At 64.6% G+C, this 19906-nt stretch carries 16 protein-coding genes; 1 reads left to right on the top strand and 15 read right to left on the bottom strand.

The window, feature by feature from the left end; genetic code table 11:
• Positions 1–23 precede the first annotated feature (23 nt).
• From ACFSGJ_RS00365 to ACFSGJ_RS00395, 7 genes are all read right to left on the bottom strand, one after another.
• Positions 24–1049, bottom strand: coding sequence for a dimethylarginine dimethylaminohydrolase family protein (locus ACFSGJ_RS00365; RefSeq protein WP_390258472.1), 1026 nt, complete (start codon positions 1047–1049; stop codon positions 24–26).
• 42 nt (positions 1050–1091) lie between these two features.
• Positions 1092–2696: a zinc-binding metallopeptidase family protein gene (locus ACFSGJ_RS00370; RefSeq protein ID WP_390258474.1), complete on the bottom strand. Its 1605-nt coding sequence runs from the start codon at positions 2694–2696 to the stop codon at positions 1092–1094.
• A gap of 16 nt (positions 2697–2712) precedes the next feature.
• Positions 2713–3504, bottom strand: coding sequence for an ABC transporter permease (locus ACFSGJ_RS00375; protein WP_390258476.1), 792 nt, complete (start codon positions 3502–3504; stop codon positions 2713–2715).
• A 1-nt stretch (position 3505) separates the two neighbouring features.
• Positions 3506–4384: an ABC transporter permease gene (locus ACFSGJ_RS00380; RefSeq protein WP_390258478.1), complete on the bottom strand. Its 879-nt coding sequence runs from the start codon at positions 4382–4384 to the stop codon at positions 3506–3508.
• A 67-nt stretch (positions 4385–4451) separates the two neighbouring features.
• A complete protein-coding gene (locus ACFSGJ_RS00385; protein ID WP_390258480.1) occupies positions 4452–5564 on the bottom strand; it encodes an ABC transporter substrate-binding protein in 1113 nt (370 codons plus the stop codon).
• A gap of 68 nt (positions 5565–5632) precedes the next feature.
• Positions 5633–6724 (bottom strand): ABC transporter ATP-binding protein, encoded by a 1092-nt coding sequence (locus ACFSGJ_RS00390; protein WP_390258482.1) that lies wholly within the window; start codon positions 6722–6724, stop codon positions 5633–5635.
• 468 nt (positions 6725–7192) lie between these two features.
• Positions 7193–8971: an IlvD/Edd family dehydratase gene (locus ACFSGJ_RS00395; RefSeq protein WP_390258484.1), complete on the bottom strand. Its 1779-nt coding sequence runs from the start codon at positions 8969–8971 to the stop codon at positions 7193–7195.
• 80 nt (positions 8972–9051) lie between these two features.
• Here ACFSGJ_RS00395 and ACFSGJ_RS00400 point away from each other — a divergent pair, with 80 nt between their 5' ends.
• Positions 9052–9762 (top strand): FadR/GntR family transcriptional regulator, encoded by a 711-nt coding sequence (locus ACFSGJ_RS00400; RefSeq protein ID WP_390258486.1) that lies wholly within the window; start codon positions 9052–9054, stop codon positions 9760–9762.
• A gap of 179 nt (positions 9763–9941) precedes the next feature.
• Here the strand turns inward: ACFSGJ_RS00400 and ACFSGJ_RS00405 are convergent, their stop codons facing one another.
• The 8 genes from ACFSGJ_RS00405 to ACFSGJ_RS00440 all read right to left on the bottom strand — a co-directional run bounded on the left by ACFSGJ_RS00405 (position 9942) and on the right by ACFSGJ_RS00440 (position 19539).
• Positions 9942–10586, bottom strand: a complete 645-nt coding sequence (locus tag ACFSGJ_RS00405; protein ID WP_390258488.1) for a ThuA domain-containing protein — start codon at positions 10584–10586, stop codon at positions 9942–9944.
• A complete protein-coding gene (locus ACFSGJ_RS00410; RefSeq protein ID WP_390258490.1) occupies positions 10583–11692 on the bottom strand; it encodes a Gfo/Idh/MocA family protein in 1110 nt (369 codons plus the stop codon). The genes ACFSGJ_RS00405 and ACFSGJ_RS00410 overlap by 4 nt, the downstream gene beginning before the upstream one ends.
• Positions 11689–12693, bottom strand: coding sequence for an ABC transporter ATP-binding protein (locus tag ACFSGJ_RS00415; RefSeq protein WP_390258492.1), 1005 nt, complete (start codon positions 12691–12693; stop codon positions 11689–11691). The genes ACFSGJ_RS00410 and ACFSGJ_RS00415 overlap by 4 nt, the downstream gene beginning before the upstream one ends.
• Positions 12686–14341: a glycoside hydrolase family 43 protein gene (locus ACFSGJ_RS00420; RefSeq protein ID WP_390258494.1), complete on the bottom strand. Its 1656-nt coding sequence runs from the start codon at positions 14339–14341 to the stop codon at positions 12686–12688. Before ACFSGJ_RS00420 ends, ACFSGJ_RS00415 begins: the two co-directional genes overlap by 8 nt.
• A gap of 5 nt (positions 14342–14346) precedes the next feature.
• Complete coding sequence (locus ACFSGJ_RS00425; RefSeq protein WP_390258496.1) at positions 14347–15177, bottom strand: carbohydrate ABC transporter permease; 831 nt, start codon at positions 15175–15177, stop codon at positions 14347–14349.
• Positions 15174–16112 (bottom strand): carbohydrate ABC transporter permease, encoded by a 939-nt coding sequence (locus ACFSGJ_RS00430; RefSeq protein WP_390258498.1) that lies wholly within the window; start codon positions 16110–16112, stop codon positions 15174–15176. The genes ACFSGJ_RS00425 and ACFSGJ_RS00430 overlap by 4 nt, the downstream gene beginning before the upstream one ends.
• 79 nt (positions 16113–16191) lie before the next feature.
• Positions 16192–17454 carry an ABC transporter substrate-binding protein gene (locus tag ACFSGJ_RS00435; protein ID WP_390258500.1) on the bottom strand — a complete coding sequence of 421 codons (1263 nt, stop codon included), beginning with the start codon at positions 17452–17454 and terminating at the stop codon, positions 16192–16194.
• 921 nt (positions 17455–18375) lie between these two features.
• Positions 18376–19539 carry a fumarylacetoacetate hydrolase family protein gene (locus ACFSGJ_RS00440; protein ID WP_390258502.1) on the bottom strand — a complete coding sequence of 388 codons (1164 nt, stop codon included), beginning with the start codon at positions 19537–19539 and terminating at the stop codon, positions 18376–18378.
• Between the last annotated feature and the right edge of the window lie 367 nt (positions 19540–19906).

Raw genomic sequence — 19906 nt, forward strand, 5'->3', positions numbered from 1 at the left:
TCTGTTGCATCCGGCGCCGGCGGTCAGATCGGATCGCGGATCAGCGGCCCGGTCGAGCAATGGAGCCCGCCGCCGCCAAGGGCGACCTTGTCGTAATCCACCCGGCGCGTCGAGATGCCAAGCTTCTCCATCTTCTCGCGGGTCCGGTCGGACATGCCGTTGCCGATGATCAGCCGCCCGGGCCGCACCGCAAGGCAGTTGATTACGCCCGGATCGTCATCGGGGCAGGCCTCGATCTGGTGAATCCCGAGTTCATCGAACTTTTCGAGCAGCCAGAAGGGCAACAAGGTCGGGTTCACGAAGACCTTGTCGTGATCGACCATCACCAGCATGCCGTCGATATGCAGCCGATAGCCGGTCAGATGCACCCGCAGCAGTTCCACCCCCTGCGTCTTGAGCACCTCCTCCAGCTGCCGGGCGCCTTCCTCGTTGACGCGGCTCGACAGGCCAAGAACGGCAACCTTGGGGGTCAGGAAGGCGAAACTGCCGCCCTCGACCATGCCGGTGCCATGGATGGTTCTCAGGATGGGCATGCCGAGCTTGGCAAGGGTGCGGGTAACCGGCAGTTCCTCGCCCCGCCGGATCGGGGGACCCATGCGGGTCACTATGGCACCGCCGTCGATCGCAATGACGCTGTCGCGGGTGTAAACGGTCTTGAGCCGCCCCGGTGCCGCCTTGTCGATATAGACGACCTCGACATCCTCCTCGCGCAGGGCCTGCACATACGCATCGTGCTGGGCGCGCATCTCCTCGAAGTCGGGGATCACGTTGCCGCGCCAGTACCAGCCGGTCTTGGGATCGCCGAAGGCGTTGATCTCGGGCATCCGCATGTTCGGGTCGACGACATTCAGTTCGTCGCCCGGGCGGTGCATCAGCACCATACGCAGATGCCCCACGTCATTGTTGCAGCCCCAGCGGCGGCCCCAGACCTCGACCTGCTCGCTTTCCGTCTCAAAGGCCGGTTCGGCCCGTGAGGCAAAGGTCTTGATCAGCATGTTGTAGCGGTATTCGGGTTCAGAAATGATCCCGGCGGAAGGTGTGGTGGTCATGTCGGTCTCTCGGAGGTCCAGTGTGGCGGATGTGGAAGATGGTCAGCGGAAGGCGGTGGGAATGGTCCATTCCTCGCCGCGGGCGGTTGTCACGTATTCGGGCCAGCGGTAGTCGACCGGCGGCGCGAAATCGGAAGGCAGCAGCGGCGGCAGCCACTTGCTCCCGCCGATCCCGCCGCCGGTGCGGTCTTCGAATTCGGCACGGGCCTTCGCGAGGCTTTCGCCATCTGTCAGCAGATCGATGATCGTGGTCGATACAACCTTGCTGGCGGTAATCCACATGGGGTCGATGCAGGCCGCCATCCCACCCATGGCAAGGCGCGCCCATTCCGGGCAACGTTTGCCGGAGGGCATCTGTAACGTGGGACGCCCGACATACAGGCGCACGGTCGGCGCGTGCCACGTATATTCTACATAGTCATCGGCGGCGAAATTCTTCTGCCACGGCGGCAGCATGTTCCTGAAACCGGCCTCACCTTCCTCAAGGGTCGCGAGCCTGCGGATTTCCGGCGCGAAAGGATGGTCAACATCCCCGCGTCTGACGCCGATGTTCTCAAGTATCTGCCAGGCGTAGTCGCAGGCTTCCTCGCTCCAGACAGGGGCGCCGATCTTTTCGAAGTTGCGCCAGGTGACCTCGGCCATCGCGTGGTTCGGCAGGCCCGGACGGGCCCGAGTGACCCAGGCGATCTCCACCGTGCAATGTGCCATGGCCGCGACATGTTCGGCGTTGCGGTCGAGCACCTCGAAGACCTTCTCGCACATTTCCACGTTCGGTGCGCGCAGGGTGTACTGGATCTGCGCCAGCCCGGGCGCGACATTGTCGGCCGTCGCCTGACCGGCTTGCACGATGAATTCGTTGAGGCTCCAGCTGCCTTGATGCGGCAGCATGCTCTCCTTCATGTATTTGCCCGACGTATACATCAGGCAGACCGCGTCGATCGCCCCCGGTGCACGTGCGCTTGCGTGCTTGTGCGCCACGGTGCGCTCTGTCGCGTTCTGCTGCCAGGTTTCCGGCTCGTCGCATCGGAACGTATAGATCCTGCTCCAGAGCGGGGCCGAGGCAGTATCCCAGAAACAGCCGTTGCCCATGTGGGGGAAGGAGTGCGGATGAAAGCTGATCGCAGCGTCGAGATCGTCGTAATAGCCGCGTGTGGCATGAATGGGCTTGGAACCGCACATCTTTTCGGCGGGTTCTCCGAAGAACTTCAGCTTTCCGGGGATACCATGCTTTTCCATGGCATGCTTTGCCGCCAGAAAACCGGCGAAGGCGCCGATGCCCAACGCGGAATGCGGATCGGTGTGGCCGGCGGCATAGCGGTTGGTCCCGGGGCGCGGCTGGCGATGGGGGACGGTATCCTGCGAAAAGCCGGGCACCGCGTCATATTCCGCATAGCCCCCGATCACCGGGCCATCGCCGTTGGACCATTCGGCGCAAAACGCCGTGGGCATCCCGCCTGATGCCTCTTCAACCGTAAAACCTTCTTCCCGCAGTCGTTTCACGTACCAGGCGGCGGATTTGTACTCCCGCCATGCAGGCTCATGAAAATCGAAAATCGTCTTGTGGTCGGCAGACAGGGCGGAGGTGTTGTCGTCGATCCAATCTACGGCGGACTGCTTCTGGGCAGGGAAAACGGGGGGCTTCGACATCTTTTTCTCCAGGATATCAGGTGTTGTTCCGATTGCGCATCATCGCGAACATCAGGAGCGCTACCGTCACGATCACAAGGATCGCGGCCACCGCCGCCATGGTCGGGTCCAGCGCCTCGTTGATGCCGTCCCACATCCGGCGCGGCAGGGTGAAGACGCGGCGCCCGGCGATGAACAGGGTTATCACGAGTTCATCCCAGCTGTGGATGAAGGCAAAGATCGCGCCCGAGACGATGCCTGGCATGATGTTGGGCATGACCACGCGGCGCAGCGTCTGCCCGAGAGAGGCGCCAAGGCCGAGCGCGGCCTGTTCAAGCCGCACGTCGAAACCGGCAAGCGAGGTCGAGACCGTTACCACGACATAGGGGATACCGGTTACAGTATGGGCAATGATGAGGCCCGTATAGGTGTCGAGCAGGCGCAGATCGACCCAGAACTGGTAGATGCCAAGGGCATAGACGATGCTCGGAATGATGATGGGCACCAGCATGATCATCCGCACGACTTCGGTCGCCCGGTTCGAGATCCGCCAGCAGCCGATGGCGCATAACGTGCCCATCACCACCGCGAGAATGGTGGAGATCGCGGCAATGACGAAGCTCTGCCAGATGCTCGACAGCCAGGCCTGGCTGGTGAACAGGTTTCGGTAATACTGAAAGGAGATCCGTTCGTCGGGCAAAGAAAGATAGTGCCGATCGGTCACCGAAACCCAGAACACGATGGTGATGGGGAGAACCAGGAAGCAGATCGTCGTCCAGGCCACCGAACGTGTGCCAGCGGAGATCCGGCTGGTTTCGAACTGGCTCATGTCAGTGTCCCCCGAACAGCTTGCGCAGGTCGACGATCCGGCTCATCACGGCCATCAGCAGGCCGATCACGATCAGAAGGGAGGTCGCGAGCATCGCGGCGGTTCCCCAGCGTACCAGATCAAGGATCTGGGCGCGGATATATTCGGCGATCATCAGCGTCTTGCCGCCGCCGAGGAGCGCGGGGGTGACGTAGAACCCGAGCGAATAGATGAAGACAAGGATGCCAGCGCCAAGAACGCCGGGCATCGAGAGCGGCAGATAGATGCGGCGGAAGGTCGTCATTCGCGAGGCGCCGAGCCCCCTCGCCGCCGCCATGACGCGCGCGTCGATATTGCGCATGTTCGCATAGATCGGCAGTACCCCGAGGGGCAGCATGTAATGGACCATGCCGATGATGACGCCGAGTTCATTCCAGATCAGGTTCAGCGGCGTGCTGATCAGGCCGATCTCCAGCAACCCCGCGTTGATCAGCCCGTCGCGGCGCAGCAGAATGAACCAGGCGAAAGCCCGTACCAGCGCCGATATCCACAAGGGAATGAGCACGCAGAGGAACATGATCCGTTGCGTCGCCGGTCGGGAGTGCACAAGCGCATAGCTGATCGCATAGCCCAGGATCAGCGTGATGGCAGTGGTGATCACCCCGATGCGCGCCGTCGTCCAGATCATGCGATGAATGGCGCTGCTGCTGCCGAGCAGCGCGTAATTGTCCAGGCCGGTCTGAGGAACGGTGACGCTCATCACCAGAACCCGGCCTATGGGATAGAGATAGAAGACCACCATCGCCACCATCGCCGGCGCGATCAGCAGCCAGTAACGCGTGGTCGGTGCGTTCAGGAACGACCGCGGCCAAGACGCCGGGCGGTGCGATACGGATGACATGACGCCCCCAGAGGCTTCAGGGAGGGGCTGCCCGCCGCAGGCTTGCGGCGGGCAGAGCTTCAGCGGACTACGACGAGATCAGATCAAGGAAGCGTTCATACGTATCGGCGTGATGCTCGTTGTACCAGTCGGCCGAGATCTTGGCCTGAACCGCGACATTTTCCGGATCAGACGGGTTGGAGGGCCGCACCGCCGGATCGATCAGCTCGGCCGCGGCGGGATTGGCGGGGCCGTTGCCCATTGCCTCAAGGATCACGATCTGGCTCTCGGGGTTCTGCATGAAGGCGATAGCCTCCATCGCGGCCTGGCGCCCGGCGGGGTTGTTTCTCGGCACCACCCAGAGGCCCGGCTGGAGAAGCCCGTCGACAAAGCTGTACTTGATCCGCCCGTTGGTCTCTTCCCCAAGAATATTGGCACGGGTGTTCCAGAGCATACCCATCACCGCCTCGCCGTCGCGCAGCAGGCTCTGGCTCTCGGCGCCCGAGTTCCAGAACAGCAACTCGCTCTTGATCGGCTCGATCTTGGCGAAGGCGCGGTCGACATCAAGCGGGTACAGATCCTCGATGGCGACGCCGTCGGCCAGAAGCGTCATTTCAAGCATCGCCTGCGAGTCGCGGCGCATCATGCGGCGGCCCGGATATGTTTCCAGGTCAAAGAAGTCCGCCATGGTCGGGGTGCCTTCGATCTTGGACGAGTCCCACGCCATGACAGAGCTGAACAGGTAGTTCACGACCCCGTACTCGTAAGCAAATTCCTGATCAAGCTTGTTGCGGTCGACGATATCGTAGTCGATCGGTTCGAGCGCGTTCTGCGGCACGAGTTGCGCCAGCCCGGCGATGCCGGAGTCGGCAATGTCCCAGGTGACGTTGTTTGACTGCACCATGTTGAGGATCTTGCCGGCGCTGGGGCCGCTGCCGTCGATGACGATGTTGCCGCCGATTTCCCGATAAGGCTCGACGAACGCACGGGTAAAGACTTCGACAGCGTCCCCCCCGAAGTTGACGAGAACCACCTCTGGACCGGTGGCCTGGGCCATCGCCATTCGGGCGCCGGCGGGCAATAGCGCAAGTGGCACACCTGCCGCGAGTGCCGAGCGGATCAGGTTACGTCGGGTGAGCCCGCCGCGGGCCTGTTCGCGCATGATCTGAATGCAGTCTTCTTCAAAGCTTTGCAAAGTCATGGTGGTCCCCTGTCGGTTGGTTGTCTGGTTGTTTGGTTCTTGATTGTTGTTCTGTATCTGGGTCGCATTTACACTTGTGGCAGCGGCATCCCGGCCGATCGCGGCCAGCCGAGCGTGACGCTGCTGCCGGGTTCGGCTCCGGAATTGAATCGCGAGGCCGGGATTTCGACTTCAAGTGTTCCGAAGGGCGCAGCCTCCACCGATAGATGGAAGGCTGAGCCGTAATAGGCGCATTCCCGGACAGTCCCCGCAAGGCTGTTGTCCGCTGTTTCGCCTGGTTCCAGCACGGTCATGCTTTCAGGGCGCACGCCGATCACCGCCGGACTGGACAATGCAAGCGGGGCATCCGAAACCTGCCGGATCCTCTGCCCGGCATTTTCAAGCACAAAGCCGCCGGGTTCATGTGCGGCGACTGTGCCATGCAGGAAATTGCTCTTGCCGAGGAAACCCGCAACGAAGCTCGAGGCAGGCTTCCGGTAAAGCTCGGCGGGCGCACCCGCCTGAACCACCTTGCCGTCGCGCATCACGACGATGCGGTCCGACATCGACAGCGCCTCGTCCTGATCATGCGTGACGTAGATGAAGGTCAGCCCCACCTTGCGATGGAGCCGCTTGAGCTCTTCCTGCATCTCGGAACGCAACTTCTTGTCGAGTGCCGAAAGAGGCTCGTCCAGGAGAAGAAGATGTGGCGTGAAAACCATCGCGCGCGCCAGGGCGACCCGTTGCTGTTGCCCGCCGGACAATTGCCGCGGAAGCCGGTCCGCGCGGTCGGTAAGTTGCACCAATTCAAGTGCGGCGTTGACGCGTTCCGCAATCTCTGCCTTGGGGCGCCGCCGGATCTGCAGGGGAAACGCGACGTTCTGGAACACGGACAGATGCGGGAACAGCGCGTATCCCTGGAAAACCATGCCGAAATTGCGCTTTTCGGGCGGCAGTGACGTGATATCGCGATCTCTTAGCCGGATCACCCCGGAGTCGGTGGTGAGAAAGCCCGCGATCATCATCAGCAGAGTTGTCTTTCCCGAGCCCGAAGGGCCGAGGAGGGTCAGGAACTCGCCTTGCCGGATGTTCAGCGACACATCGCTGATCGCCTGGAACCTGCCAAAGGATTTATTAACACGGTCTAGCACGAGATCCTGCGCGACCGGAGATGATTTCATACCTCATCTCCAGTCAAGAGGTCGGACCTGACGGCTATCTGTGAAGGCATAGGGTTCTCCAATATATCGGAAAGCGCAGCGCGACTTCGGAGAGGCCGCCAGACGGAAAGCCCCGCTTTCGACAGTTACTTCCGAAAGGGTATTTTGCTGGTATGCCACCTGTCAACCAGATCGACATGCGGAGCCTCGTTGTTTTTTGACCGGGGATGAGCAGTGTGCACTTTGGGCGCAACGCGCAAAAAGTCATCAGTTCAGGTTCAAGGCAGGACGAGAGCGCAGAGAGACCGGCTTCCGCGCGCGTCTCCCGAGCTGGACCGGAACCCGGCCCTGGGTCATGACTTCGCGGTTATCGCGGCTGTGGGGTCGCGCCATGGGACCGGCACATGGGTGCGCGGGCTGGCCCGACAGCGCGGCGACCGAAGGCGCGCATATGCGCAGCCGGGTCGACGCGCCCATTGCGGGCCCTGGTCAATGGTTGTGGCGCGGCGGCTTGTTTGCGATCTGGCGGAATTCGTCCGCGCCCCGGATGGTGGCGCCATCGTCGAGCTGGGTCACCGTCTCGCGATAGATGCGCTGCCAAGGCGTCGCCGAGGGCGGGACGGGCGGCAGACCGCCGCCCATCCGCTGGGCGATTTCAGCTTCGGACACCAGCATGTCGCAGCGGCCGTGCTTCAGGTCGATGCGGATGCGGTCGCCTGTCCGCAGGAAGGCGAGCCCTCCACCCGCCGCACTCTCGGGCGAGGCATTCAGGATCGAAGGGCTGTCGGCCGTGCCCGATTGCCGCCCGTCGCCTATGGTGGGCAGGCTGCGGATACCCTGCTTCAGAAGGCGGTCGGGCGGCTGCATGTTGACCACCTCGGCCGATCCGGGCCAGCCGAGTGGCCCCGCGCCGCGGATCACCAGGATCGAGTTCTCGTCGATGGGCAGGTCCGGGTCGTTGATCCGGTCATGATAATCGTCTGATCCGTCAAAGACGAAGGCTGTGCCCTCAAAGACACCTTCATGCCCCGGACGGGCCAGGTAGCGGGTGCGAAACTCATCGGAGATGACGCTGGTCTTCATGATGGCAAAGTCAAAGAGGTTGCCCTTGAGCACCATGAATCCCGCCCGGTCCATCAGCGGCGCCTCGAAGGGATGGATTACCTCGCGGTCGGTCGCCTCTCTGCCCTGAAGGTTCTCGGCCATCGTGCGGCCGGTGATGGTAGCGCAGCCGCCGTCGAGCTTCCCCGCCTTCAGCAGTTCCCACATGATTGCGGGCACGCCGCCGGCGCGATGGAAGCGCTCGCCCAGATAGGCGCCGGCCGGCTGGATATTGGCCAGCAGCGGGATGTCATAGCCATGCGTCTGCCAGTCCGACGGTTCCAGCGCCACGCCCGCATGCTTGGCCATCGCCATCAGGTGCGGCTGCGCGTTGGTGGACCCGCCGATGGCCGAGTTCACCCGGATCGCGTTGAGGAAGGCTGCCCGCGTCAGGATCTTCGAGGGGCGCAGGTCCTCGCGCACGATCTCGACGGCACGCAGGCCCGTGCGATAGGCGATCTGCCCCCGTTCGCGATAGGCGGCCGGGATGGCCGCGCAGCCGGTCAGGGACATGCCAAGCGCCTCGGCGATCGCGTTCATGGTCGAAGCTGTGCCCATCGTGTTGCAATGCCCGATCGAGGGCGCGCTATCGAGGGCGGTCTGCAGGAACTCGTCCCGCGTGATCTCTCCGGCTGCGTATTTCCGGCGCGACTGCCAGATGACGGTGCCTGACCCCGCCAGCTTGCCCTCGTGCCAGCCGTCCAGCATGGGTCCGCCCGAGAGGACGATGGCGGGGATGTCCACCGTCGCCGCCGCCATGATCGCCGACGGTGTGGTCTTGTCGCAACCTGTGGTCAGCACGACCCCGTCGAAAGGATAGCCATAGAGCAGTTCGACCAACCCCAGATAGGCAAGGTTGCGGTCCAGCGCCGCCGTGGGCCGCTTGCAGTTCTCGAACAGGGGATGGCTGGGAAATTCGATGGCGATCCCGCCGGCGTCGCGGATGCCGTCCCGGACACGGCGCGCCAGGTCCAGGTGGTGGCGATTGCAGGGGTTCAGGTCGCTGCCGGATTGCGCGATGCCGATGATCGGCCGGCCCGAGCGCAGCTCCTCGGGGGTGGTGCCGTAGTTCATGAACCGTTCAAGATAGAGCGCGGTCATGTCCGCATGATCGGGATTGTCGAACCAGTCCTGCGAGCGCAGGCGGTGGGGGATTTCATCGGTCATGGCGATCCTCGGCTGGCGGGTCTTTGTAGGATTGTCTGATAAATCTTGAACATCAAGTCCGCCCGGTGAATGATGGCCGCATGAGCGCATTCACTCCTGTCACACGACCCCAGCATCTGCCCGCGCGGATTGCCGCCACGCTCACCGCGCAAATCGAGAGCGGCGTGCTGAAGCCGGGCGATCGTCTGCCGACCGAGCAGGCGCTGACCCGTAGCTTCGCCGTCAGCCGGACGGTCATACGCGAAGCCATCGCGCAGCTTCGCAACGAGGGATTGATCGAGACCCGGCAGGGCGCAGGGGCCTTCGTCATCCAGCGCGCTGCGCGCCACATCCGGCTCGACGACGCGCGGGCCATGGCGCCGCATGCCTTCCGCGACCTTTTCCAACTGCGCCTGCCGCTGGAGATCGAGGCGGCGGCGCTGGCCGCCTTGCATCGCGGACCGCAGCATCTGGCGCAGCTGGACGACGCGATGGCACGGATGACCGGCGGTGCGTCGGGCGAAGAGGTGATCGAGGCGGATCTGCACTTTCACCGCACCATCGCGGCGGCCACGGGAAACGCGTACTTCGTCCAGTTCCTCGGTGCGATTTCGGACCGCATCCTGCACACAATCATCGATTCCCGCGTCAGGCAGAGCCCGGCGGAGATTGCACCGCATGTGCACCGCGAACATCGGGCAATTCACGATGCGATCCTGTCCGGGCACGCGGCTGCCGCGCGGGCGGCGATGCGGGCCCATATGCTGCATTCGGCCGAGCGTGTCGGGCTGAGCCTGCACCTTTCCGATTGAGGCCCGGGCAGCGGGCCGTTGCTGCGGCGCCGGCCGCAGGCGCGTTTCCCGGACCCCGTGGCGATTGTGTGGGGCGATCTGTCCTGCGGCATCACGGCGGCATGGGCAAGGATCTACCGGCTGGGTCCGCAGCGCCGCGACGGCAGACGGATCATGCGCCAGTCGCGCTGACAAACCTTTCAGCGCGCTGCCCAGGCAAGGCCCCGCCGCAGGATGGTCTGCATCTGCGGATGATCCAGTTCGGCCGCGTTGTGACCAAGCGCGGAATAGAAGACGCGCGCGGCGCCGTAGCGCTTCTTCCAGACAACGGGCATCACCACGCCCTTTGTCCAGGGGTCATGCGCGCCGTCAAAGGTGGTCGTCGCCAGCACCTCGATCGCCGGATCGACATGCAGATAATACTGCTCGGAATGATAGTCGAAGTCCTCGATCCCCTGCATGATCGGGTCGTCGCCGCGCGTGATGTTCACGCGGTAGTCGATGAAGTTGCCGGGGTGGGCGACCCACTGTCCGCCGGTCATGTACTGGTAATGGGGCTCGGCCCGGAAGGTGTCGCCCATGCCGCCGTGAAAGCCGCCGAGGCCGGTGCCGGCGGCGACGGCGGCGATCAGCGCCTTCAGCCCTTCGGGCGCGACCTGCACCTGGGTCATCATCGGCACGATCAGGTCGAACCGGGTCAGGTCGGTGGCGGTGAGTATTTCGCTGCCCGAATGCGTATCGACGTCAAAGCCGTCCTCGCGCAGCATTGCGGCCAGGCGTTGCGTGCAGGCCTCGGGCTCGTGGCCGTCCCAGCCACCCCAGAAGATCAGTGCGGATCTGGTCATGCGGTCTCCGATGGGGTCAGATGGGGCAGGGCGCCTGCGCGCATCGGCTCGGGCCGTGCGCAGGTCGAGGTGAGGGTGACGGTGCGTGCGCTCTCGGCCGCCTGCAAGAGCGAGGCGATGACGTCCAGCACATGCAGCGCCAGATCGCCGCTGGCGCGATGGGGACGACCGGTCAGGATCGCGTCGGCCATGTCGGCCAGCCCAAGCGCGCGGTGGTTGTCGCCGCCGAACTCGTGGCTCGACGCCGCCGCCTGCCAGCCATCGGGACCGGACAGCATCACCTGCCCGTCAAAGCGGTTGGGGTCGGGGATCTTCATCGAGCCGTCCGTGCCGTAAAGTTCCAGCGGTGTATGGCCATGGGCGCGCACGTCGAAGCTGGTGGCGATCTGGATCAGGGCGCCGTTCCCGAACTCCATCACGCCCGCCACATGGGTCTGGGCATCGACCGGAATGCTCTCGCCGGCGCGCGGCCCCGAGGCGATGGTGCGGCTGGCGCGCAACCGCGAGGCCATGCCGCTGACCGCGCGCACCGGACCGAGCAGGTTCACCATCGCGGTGATGTAATAGGGCCCCATGTCGAAAAGCGGCCCGGCGCCCGGTCCGGCATAGTAGAAGTCGGGGTTCGGGTGCCAGCGCTCGTGCCCCGCAACCATCATCATCGCGGTGCCCGCCACCGGCTGCCCGATCCGCCCCGCGTCGAGCAGCGCGCGCGAGGTCTGGTGCGAGGCGCCAAGGAAGGTGTCGGGCGCGCAGCCGATGCGAAGGCCGCGATTGGCGGCCGCCTCGGCCAGCCGCTTGCCGTCGTCGAGGCTGACCGCCAGCGGCTTTTCGGAATAGACGTGCTTGCCCGCCTCCAGCGCGGCAAGGCCCACGGCAAGATGTGCGGCGGGCACGGTCAGGTTCAGGACGATGTCGATATCGTCCCGCGCCAGCAGCGCCTCGGGGGTCAGTGCCTCTGTTCCATGTAGGTCTGCCTTGGCGCGGGCGGCGGCCTCGTTGAGGTCTGCGACCGCGCGCAGCTTCAGCTGCGGAAACAGGCGCGCGTTCTTCAGGTAGATCTCGCTGATGACGCCGCAGCCGATGATGCCTAGCCCGAGCGCGTTCATGCCGGGTCGCCCATGCGCTGGCCGCTGGCGTCGAAAAGGTGCATGTGTCCCGGCACGGGGGCGATGCGCATGACCTCTCCGGCACGGAGGCGGTTGTTGCCGGGCAGGCGGATGGTCATCGCCCCGACGCCCTCGACATCCGCATAGACGATCGTGTCGGCGCCGAGCGTTTCGACAACCAGGGCGCGCGCGGGCCACCCGTCGGCTGCGATCACCAGATGCTCCGGCCGGATGCCCGCGGTCTCGGCCTCGGGATGGCCGACGGCGGCGCCGGGAACGAGGTTCATCTTGGGCGAGCCGATGAAGCCCGCGACAAAGACTGTTTGCGGGTGGTCATACAGCTCCATGGGAGCGCCCACCTGCTCGATCCGTCCAGCATTCATCACGACGATCTGGTCGGCCAGCGTCATCGCCTCGACCTGGTCATGGGTCACATAGATCATCGTCGCGTCCAGCGACTGGTGCAGCTGCGCCAGCTCGACCCGCATCTGGGTGCGCAGCGCCGCGTCGAGGTTCGACAGCGGTTCGTCGAACAGGAACACCTTGGGCTGGCGCACGATGGACCGGCCGATGGCGACCCGCTGGCGCTGGCCGCCGGATAGTTGCGCAGGCTTGCGGTCGAGGTAAGGCTCAAGTGCGAGGATGCGCGCGGCCTCGGCCACCCGCGCCTGACGTTCCGCCGCAGGCATCTTTGCGAGGCGCAGGCCAAAGTCGATGTTCTGTGCGACCGTCATGTGCGGGTAGAGGGCATAGGACTGGAAAACCATCGAGATGCCGCGCTTGGAGGGCTCGTCCAGCGTCACGTCCTGCCCGCCGATCACCACGGCGCCCGAAGTCGGTACTTCCAGCCCCGAGATGATGCGCAGCAGTGTGGATTTGCCGCAGCCCGAGGGGCCAACCAGCACGGTGAAGGATCCGTCTGGCACGATCAGGTCCAGATCGGGCAGGACCGTCAGCGCGCCGAACGATTTGGTAATACGCTCCAGCCGGACCTCAGACATGGCTGACCTGCGGGCTGCCGTTCAATGGCTGATAGGTGAAGTCCAGAAAATCGGCATGCCGCCCGCGACCGGAGGTGTCATGCGCGCAGATGCCGATGAAGGCGCCGGTGAAATTGTTACCCGGTCCGTTGCCTGCCTCGTCCGAGATCGCGGACTGATCCAGTGTGATCCCGAGATCTGTCCAGTCACCATTCGTCTTGTAGCGGAAACGCAGGATCGCGCCCTCCACGTCGCAGCCAAGCTGCACAGGACCATCCGGCAGCGGGATCGGCGTGATCGGATAGGTCACGCGCGCATCCGGCCAGTCGGCGGCGCAGCTGTAGACGGTCAGGACGCGCTGGCCGTCCTCGTTCGCGGTTACGGCGAGGTAGTGAAACTTGAAGCGGCCATACCAGGCGATGAGGCCGGCGAAGTGCTGGTAATCGCCTGGCTCCATCTCCAGCGTCGTTTCCGCGCGGAAGGTCAGGGCGGTCTGGCGGCGAGCGAGCAGCGCATGTTCGAAGGCGGAGCCGGGGGATTCGCGGCCGTGGATGCGCAGGGCGCCGGGGCGTTCGGTCAGGCTGAACAGGCGATCCACATCGGGCGTCCGTAGCCATTGGAAGGCCGGGGGCAGGGCGCCGGGCGCAAAGGTGGTGCGGGGCGCGTCCTCGGGGAAGGGATGGGCGGGCAGGTCACAGGGCGCGGTGTCGGCGGGCGCGTTGCCACCATGCGCCAGACGGGGAAACTCGCCTGCCTCCCAGACCAGCTTCTGGATCGCCGTCTCGCGCCCGAGGGGCGAGCGGCGGACATCGTCGGCATGGATGCCGCCATCACCCACGGGAAGGGCGCGCGTCTCGTCCAAAGGCCGCGAGCAGAGGTGGACCATGTAGAACTGCCCGTCCTGCGTTTCCACGATATCGGCATGTCCGCAGCGTTGCAGCAGGCCGTCGGTGCCGCGCGCCGTCAGGACGTGCTTGGCCGGGTCCGTTTCATAGGGGCCGAACAGGTCCTTGGAGCGCGCCATCGTCACGGCGTGGTCATAGCCGGTGCCGCCCTCCGCCGTAAGCAGGTAGTAGAAGCCGTCGCGGCGGTAAAGGTGCGGCCCTTCGGTCAGCTTCAGGTCGGTGCCGCGATAGATGTTGCGGACGGGGCCTGTCAGCTTGCGGTCTTCGACCGAATATTCCTGCATGACGATCCCGCCGAAGCGGTCGCCGCCGGTCTGGTTGTGGTCCCAGATCATGTTCAAGAGCCACTTGCGGCCATCCACGTCGTGGAAGAGCGAGGGATCGAAGCCCGACGAGTTCAGGTAGACCGGGTCCGACCAGGGGCCGTCGATGCTGGGCGCTGTCACCAGGTAGTTGTGGCTGTCTTTCCACGCCCCATCCCGGCGCTTGACGTCCGTGTAGATCAGCCAGAAGAGGCCGTCGGCATGGGTCAGGCACGGCGCCCAGATGCCACCCGAGTCCGGATTGCCGCGCATGTCCAGCTGGGCCGCGCGGGCCAGCGGGCGCGTTACCAACCGCCAGTTCGCAAGGTCGCGCGAATGGTGGATCTGCACGCCAGGATACCATTCGAAGGTCGAGGTGGCGATGTAGTAATCCTCCCCCACCCGGACGATCGAGGGGTCGGGGTTGAAGCCCGGCAGGATCGGGTTCTGGATCGTGGTCATTTGCGTCATCCTTTGACGGCGCCGCCCGTCAGGCCGGCGACGATGTATTTCTGGGCGGCGAGAAAGAAGACGATGGCAGGCACGATGGTCAGCGTGACGAAGGCCAGCGTCAGGTTCCACTGGGTGACGTATTCGCCGCGGAACTGCATCATCCCGAGCGGCCATGTGAAGACCTCGCGCGAGTTGAGGACCACCAGCGGCAGCAGAAAGTTGTTCCAGCTTTGCACGAAGACGAAGACGCCCACAGTCGCCAGGATCGGCGCGGACAGCGGCAGGGTGAAGCGCCAGAAGAAGCGCACATATCCGCAGCCGTCGATATAGGCGGCCTCGAACAGCTCTTTGGGAAGCTGGGCGAAGAAGGTGCGGAACAGCAGGATCGCCAGCGACAGGCTGAATGCGGTCTGCGGCAGGATCACCGCCCACCATGTGTCCAGAAGGCCGATATCGCGCACCTTGATGAACAGTGGCAGGATGGCGGTGGCGAAGGGGAACATCAGGCCCAGCAGGATGTAGGAGAACAGCATCCGCGAGCCGAAGAACCGGATCTGCGCAAAGACGTAGGCCGCCGCTGCCCCCACGATCAGCGTCAGCGCGACCGACCCGACCGAGATGACCAGCGAGTTGCGCAGGTAGCGCCAGAAGGCCGGGTCGGTGATGATCTGGCCATAGAACTCGGTGTTCCACGTCGCCGGCAGGCCAAGCGCATTGGTGCGTATCTCGGCATTCGTCTTGAAGCCGCCGAGGATGGTGGCGATCATCGGGGCCAGCACGAAACTGGCGACGATGCACAGGAACGCCACGCGCAGAATGTTGCGGGTCAGGTGGCCCCGTGTCATGCAGTGGCCCTTTTCATGAAAATCCGCTGGTAGAAGATCGCGACCGTGACCGCGCCGACGAACAGGATCACGCCGACGGCGCTGCCGAAGCCGATGTTCAACCGCGTCAGGCCAAAGGTGTAGAGATAGGTCACTATGGTATGCGTCTGGTTCGACGGGCCGCCATTCGTCAGCGGGATGATGACGTCGAAGACCTGCAGCGCGCCGATGATGGCGAAGAAGGCGCTGACGGCGATCGCGGGCCTGATATGGGGGATTTGGACGTAGCGAACGACCTGCCAGCGCGAGGCGCCCTCGATCCGCGCGGCTTCGATCTGGTCCTGCGGCACGCTTTGAAGGGCCGCAATGTAGATCATCATGTGAAAGCCGAAATACTTCCAGACGATGACCGTCATGATCGCCGCAAAGGCCCAGTCAGGATTCGACAGGATGAAGACGTTCTGCAGCCCGAAGCTCCGCGCGATGGATGCCGTAACGCCGTAATTGCCGTCGAAGACGAAGGACCAGATGAGGCCGGCGGCGACCTCCGCGAGGATGTAGGGCAGGAAGAAGACCAGCCGGAAGGCGGCGTTGGTCGGGGTCTTCCTGTAGATAAGCAGCGCGAGAAACAGCGCCAGCGGCATCTGCACCACCAGCGAGACCGCGACTATCTTCAGGGTGTTGCCGACCGCGATGTGGAACACGGAATGGTTCAGGATGCGTTCGTAGTTCGCGATACCGACAAAGTTTGAGGGCGTGCCGTAACCGTTCCAGTTGAACAGCGAATACCAGGCGGATTCGCCCAAAGGCAGCGTCACGAACATCGTGAAGAGGATCAGCGCAGGCGGCAGCAGGATCAGCGCCGCAGTGACGCGGCCGTTCGAGACGGCGCGACGCCAGCGCGCAGAAACGGGCATCCGCCTTCTGGTGTCGGCGAGGTTCGTTCCGGCGGTCATTCCGGCTCCTGACGATCAAGTAGCGTGTGGCGACGGCGGGGACGATTCATGCCCCCGCCGTTCCCGCCGAGTGAGGGGCTCAGCGGAAGTCCCAGGCTTCCTGCACCTGGGCTGCGGCATCCTCGGGCGTGATTGCGCCTTGGGCGAGATCGGCCGATATGTCGTTGATCGTCGCGCCCACCGAGGCTCCCAGGAACTGATCGAGGAAGATCTGGTGGTAGCTGCTCGCCTCGATGTTCTGGGCGACCTGCACGTAGAACGGGTTCTCCATCTCGTCCGAGGTTCCGACCGCGATCGGGATGAACAGTTGCTGGCGGCCGGCCTCACGCTGGTTCTCGGCGTTCATCATGAAGGCCAGGAATTCGACCGCCTCGGGCGCCGCGTTCGCCGTCACAGCCCAGCCATTGATCCCGCCGAGCGTTGCATCGTTGCCGCCTTCGGCCACCGGATCGGTGACGGTCGGGAAGCTGATGATTGCCAGCTGGTCGTCCGGCAGGCCTTCGCCGCTGGTCGAACGTTCGCGCATGGGCAGGTAGTCCCAGTCCCCCATGAGGTGGAAGGCGCCGGCGCCATCGGCGAACATGCCGCTCGCGGTTTCATAGGTGGTGCTGATATAGCCGGGCTGGAACGGTTCCAGCTCGACGAGGCGCTGAAACTGCCGGCCCGCCTCGATGAAGGCCTCGTTCTCGAAGCCGCCGTTTTCGCCGGCCATCGCGTTCGTGACGACATCGGGGCCGCCGTGGCGCAGCGCCAGATAGCTCCAGTAGAAATGCAGCGGCCACTTGTCCTGGCCCCCGGCGACGATCGGGGTGATGCCGGCATCCCTGACGGTTTGCACGGCTTCAAGAAAGTCGTCCCACGTCTCGATGCTGTCCAGATCGATGCCGGCCTGTTCCGTCAGTGCGGTGTTGGTCCAGAAGATCACCTCGGTCGCGTATTGCGGCAGGCCATAGAGCTGGCCCTCTACCTCATAGGCCTGGAGCCCGGCCTCGGGGATGGTCACGCGGAAACCTTCCGGCAGCAGATCGTCTATAGGTTGAAGGAATCCGGCCTCGACCTGTTCGACGACTGTCTGGCCGCCCCAGCTGTAAAAGATGTCGGGCGCGGCGTTCGACTGCAGCAGCGTCGGCAGGCGGGCCTTGTAGGCCTCGTTCGCCACATATTCGAAGTTGACGCTGACGCCTTCATTCTGGGCTTCGAAGTCGCGGGCAATCTGTTCCAGATATGCCTCCTGCTCGGGGTTCACGACCACCCGCAGTACATTGATCTGGGTCTGCGCAAGGGCAGCGTTGCCGCTTATCACGGCGACGGCAGCGGCCAGAGCCGCGGTCGGGTATTTCATCTTGTCCTCCCTGTGCCGGCTCCTCCGCCGGATTCTGGCGTGTCCGTGACAGAATATGAAGAGCGTACGTCATAAAAGAACTGCCTGCAACCGATTCCGGCCCTGGTTCAGGGCATGTGGCGCAGCGTCACCTTGATGCTGATGCGGCCGTCATCGGTTTCAGCGCGCGACCCTGCAACAGCGAAACAGCGGCCGAGATTCGGGGGCCAAGGCTTTAGATGCCGAAGCCGTCGTGCAGGAGCGTCCGCGGCAATGGGCTCTCCACTCGTGCCCGACGACGGGGCACCTCGGCCGTACCTGCGCGCGATCCGCGCGCCTCGTCATGGCGGCGGGACGTTGATGGCGACCACGTCCAATTGCTGGTGCAGCACCCGCCCCAATTCGGCGGCGAGGGGAAGGCCCGAGACCAGCGTCGCCATTTCCGGCTTCCAGTCCCGCAGCTCGGCCAGTGCCGCGCATCCGCCGCACCGGGATCACCGCCCGCAGCGCCAGGGGCCGCAGGCTGGGGCCTGGCAGTGCATCGCGTAGGCCAAGGAAGCTCTGAGGGGCGTAAATCAAAAGCCGAGCGTCCAAAAGGACATTCTTCTGCCGGGTGGGCCGCCGGTGCCCGCCATAGGCCTGAGGCGGGTTGGGAAAAGCGCCAGTCCCCGGTTAATGGCATGGAATGTCTCGGCGATCGAACGCGGTCGCGCCGAGCCGTCCCGGGCGGCGGCCGTCGCCCTGTTCGTGGTGGCGGCGCGCAGACGACGACAGCACCAGTGAATGTCGGCCGCGCAAAGGCCGGGCACGGCGGCTCGCCAGGCAGCGGCAGGCCGCCGTTCAACCTGTAGCACGTGACCGCGATGGTGAAGGCCGTCATTGCCATCGCCGCCGGCAGTCCCGGGACCGCACCCGGAAGCAGCCGCCGCGAAAGCCGCGGCATCAGAGCCTACCCGCAAGACCACGCACGGCCAGGTTGCGGATCAACGCGGTGGTCCCAAAGGTCCATTGCGGGCAGCGGTCGGTCCGCTCGACCCAGTTGATCAGCCGGCCGAGACGCGGCGAGGCGATCTCGACCCGGTCGCCGATCTCATGCGTGAAGCCTTGTCCCGGCCCCCGCCGGTCCTGCGTGGGCGCGAACATGGTGCCGAGGAACAGCACCGCCCCGTCGGGATATTGGTGCGAGCGATTCACGAGTTGCCCGGCCAGATCGACGGGCGAGCGGCTGATCGCCTCCATCCGGCTCTCTCCCTCCATCACGAAACCGTCCCGCCCCTCGACCCGCAGGGTGACGGTGGCGGTCTCCAGATCGGCCATGGTAAAGCCATCATCCAGCAGCCGGATGAACGGCCCGATCGCGCAGGAGGCGTTGTTGTCCTTGGCCTTGCCCAGCAGCAAGGCAGAACGCCCCTCGACATCGCGCAGGTTCACGTCATTGCCGAGCGTCGCGCCGATGATAGTGCCGTCCGAGCGGATCACCAGCACAACCTCGGGCTCGGGGTTGTTCCAGTCGGATACGGGGTGAATGCCCACCAGATCGCCGCAGCCGACCGAGGACATCGGCTGCGCCTTGGTGAATATCTCGGCATCCGGACCGATCCCGACCTCCAGGTATTGCGACCAGAGGCCCATCTCCTGCAGCAGCACCTTTACTTCGGCTGCCTTGTCGGAGCCGGCGCGCACATCGCGCAGGCTCGCGCCGATCACGGGCTGCAGCCGGGCGCGGATGTCGGCGGCGCGGGCGCTGTCGCCGCGCGCCTGTTCCTCGATCACCCGCTCGACCATGCTGCCGGCGAAGGTCACGCCCGCCGCCTTGACAGCCTGCAAGTCCACCGGCGCCAGCAGTTGCCCGAGCCTGCGATCGAGAAATCCGTCCAGCGATCCCAGATCGACGCCGGGACGCCGGGCCACGGCATCGATCAGGTCAGGGCGCTCCAGCAGCGCCGACATGGTTGCTGCGACGGGAGAGAGATCAAACACATGCCCCTCGCGGATCACGACAGGGCAGGGGCCGTCCTGCACCTTCGACCAGACGCGGCCCAGAAGGTGCGCGCGCCCGGCATCTTCGGGCAAGATCGAAGATGCCGCCAGGGCTTGCTGCATCATGCCATTCCTCCCGTCTCATTCTCGTCGCTGCCCTGAGATGTCAGACAACCTTATGAATGTACAGTAGCTGCGGCCTTTTGCGGCTGTCCACCGGAATCTTGCGCGCCGGCATTGGCGGGCTGGCGGCCGACTCCATCACCCGGCCGCCCGCAACGTGCCGGGTCGCCGCGAGTTGCCTCTGGAAGCTGTCCGTCGAGACCGGCATTCTGGTCAGCCCGCACCGGCAGGGATTGCACCCGCTCCGATGTGGGCTTCCACAATGGCCAGAATGCCAGCGGCTCATCCGGGAAGATGGCAGCACGGTGGCGCCGATCCGGGCCGATACCCGTCTGCTTCGGCGCACGCTTTTCTGTTGGCCGCAGGCTGT

The organism is Halodurantibacterium flavum, assembly GCF_042681825.1.
GTDB lineage: Bacteria > Pseudomonadota > Alphaproteobacteria > Rhodobacterales > Rhodobacteraceae > Halodurantibacterium > Halodurantibacterium flavum.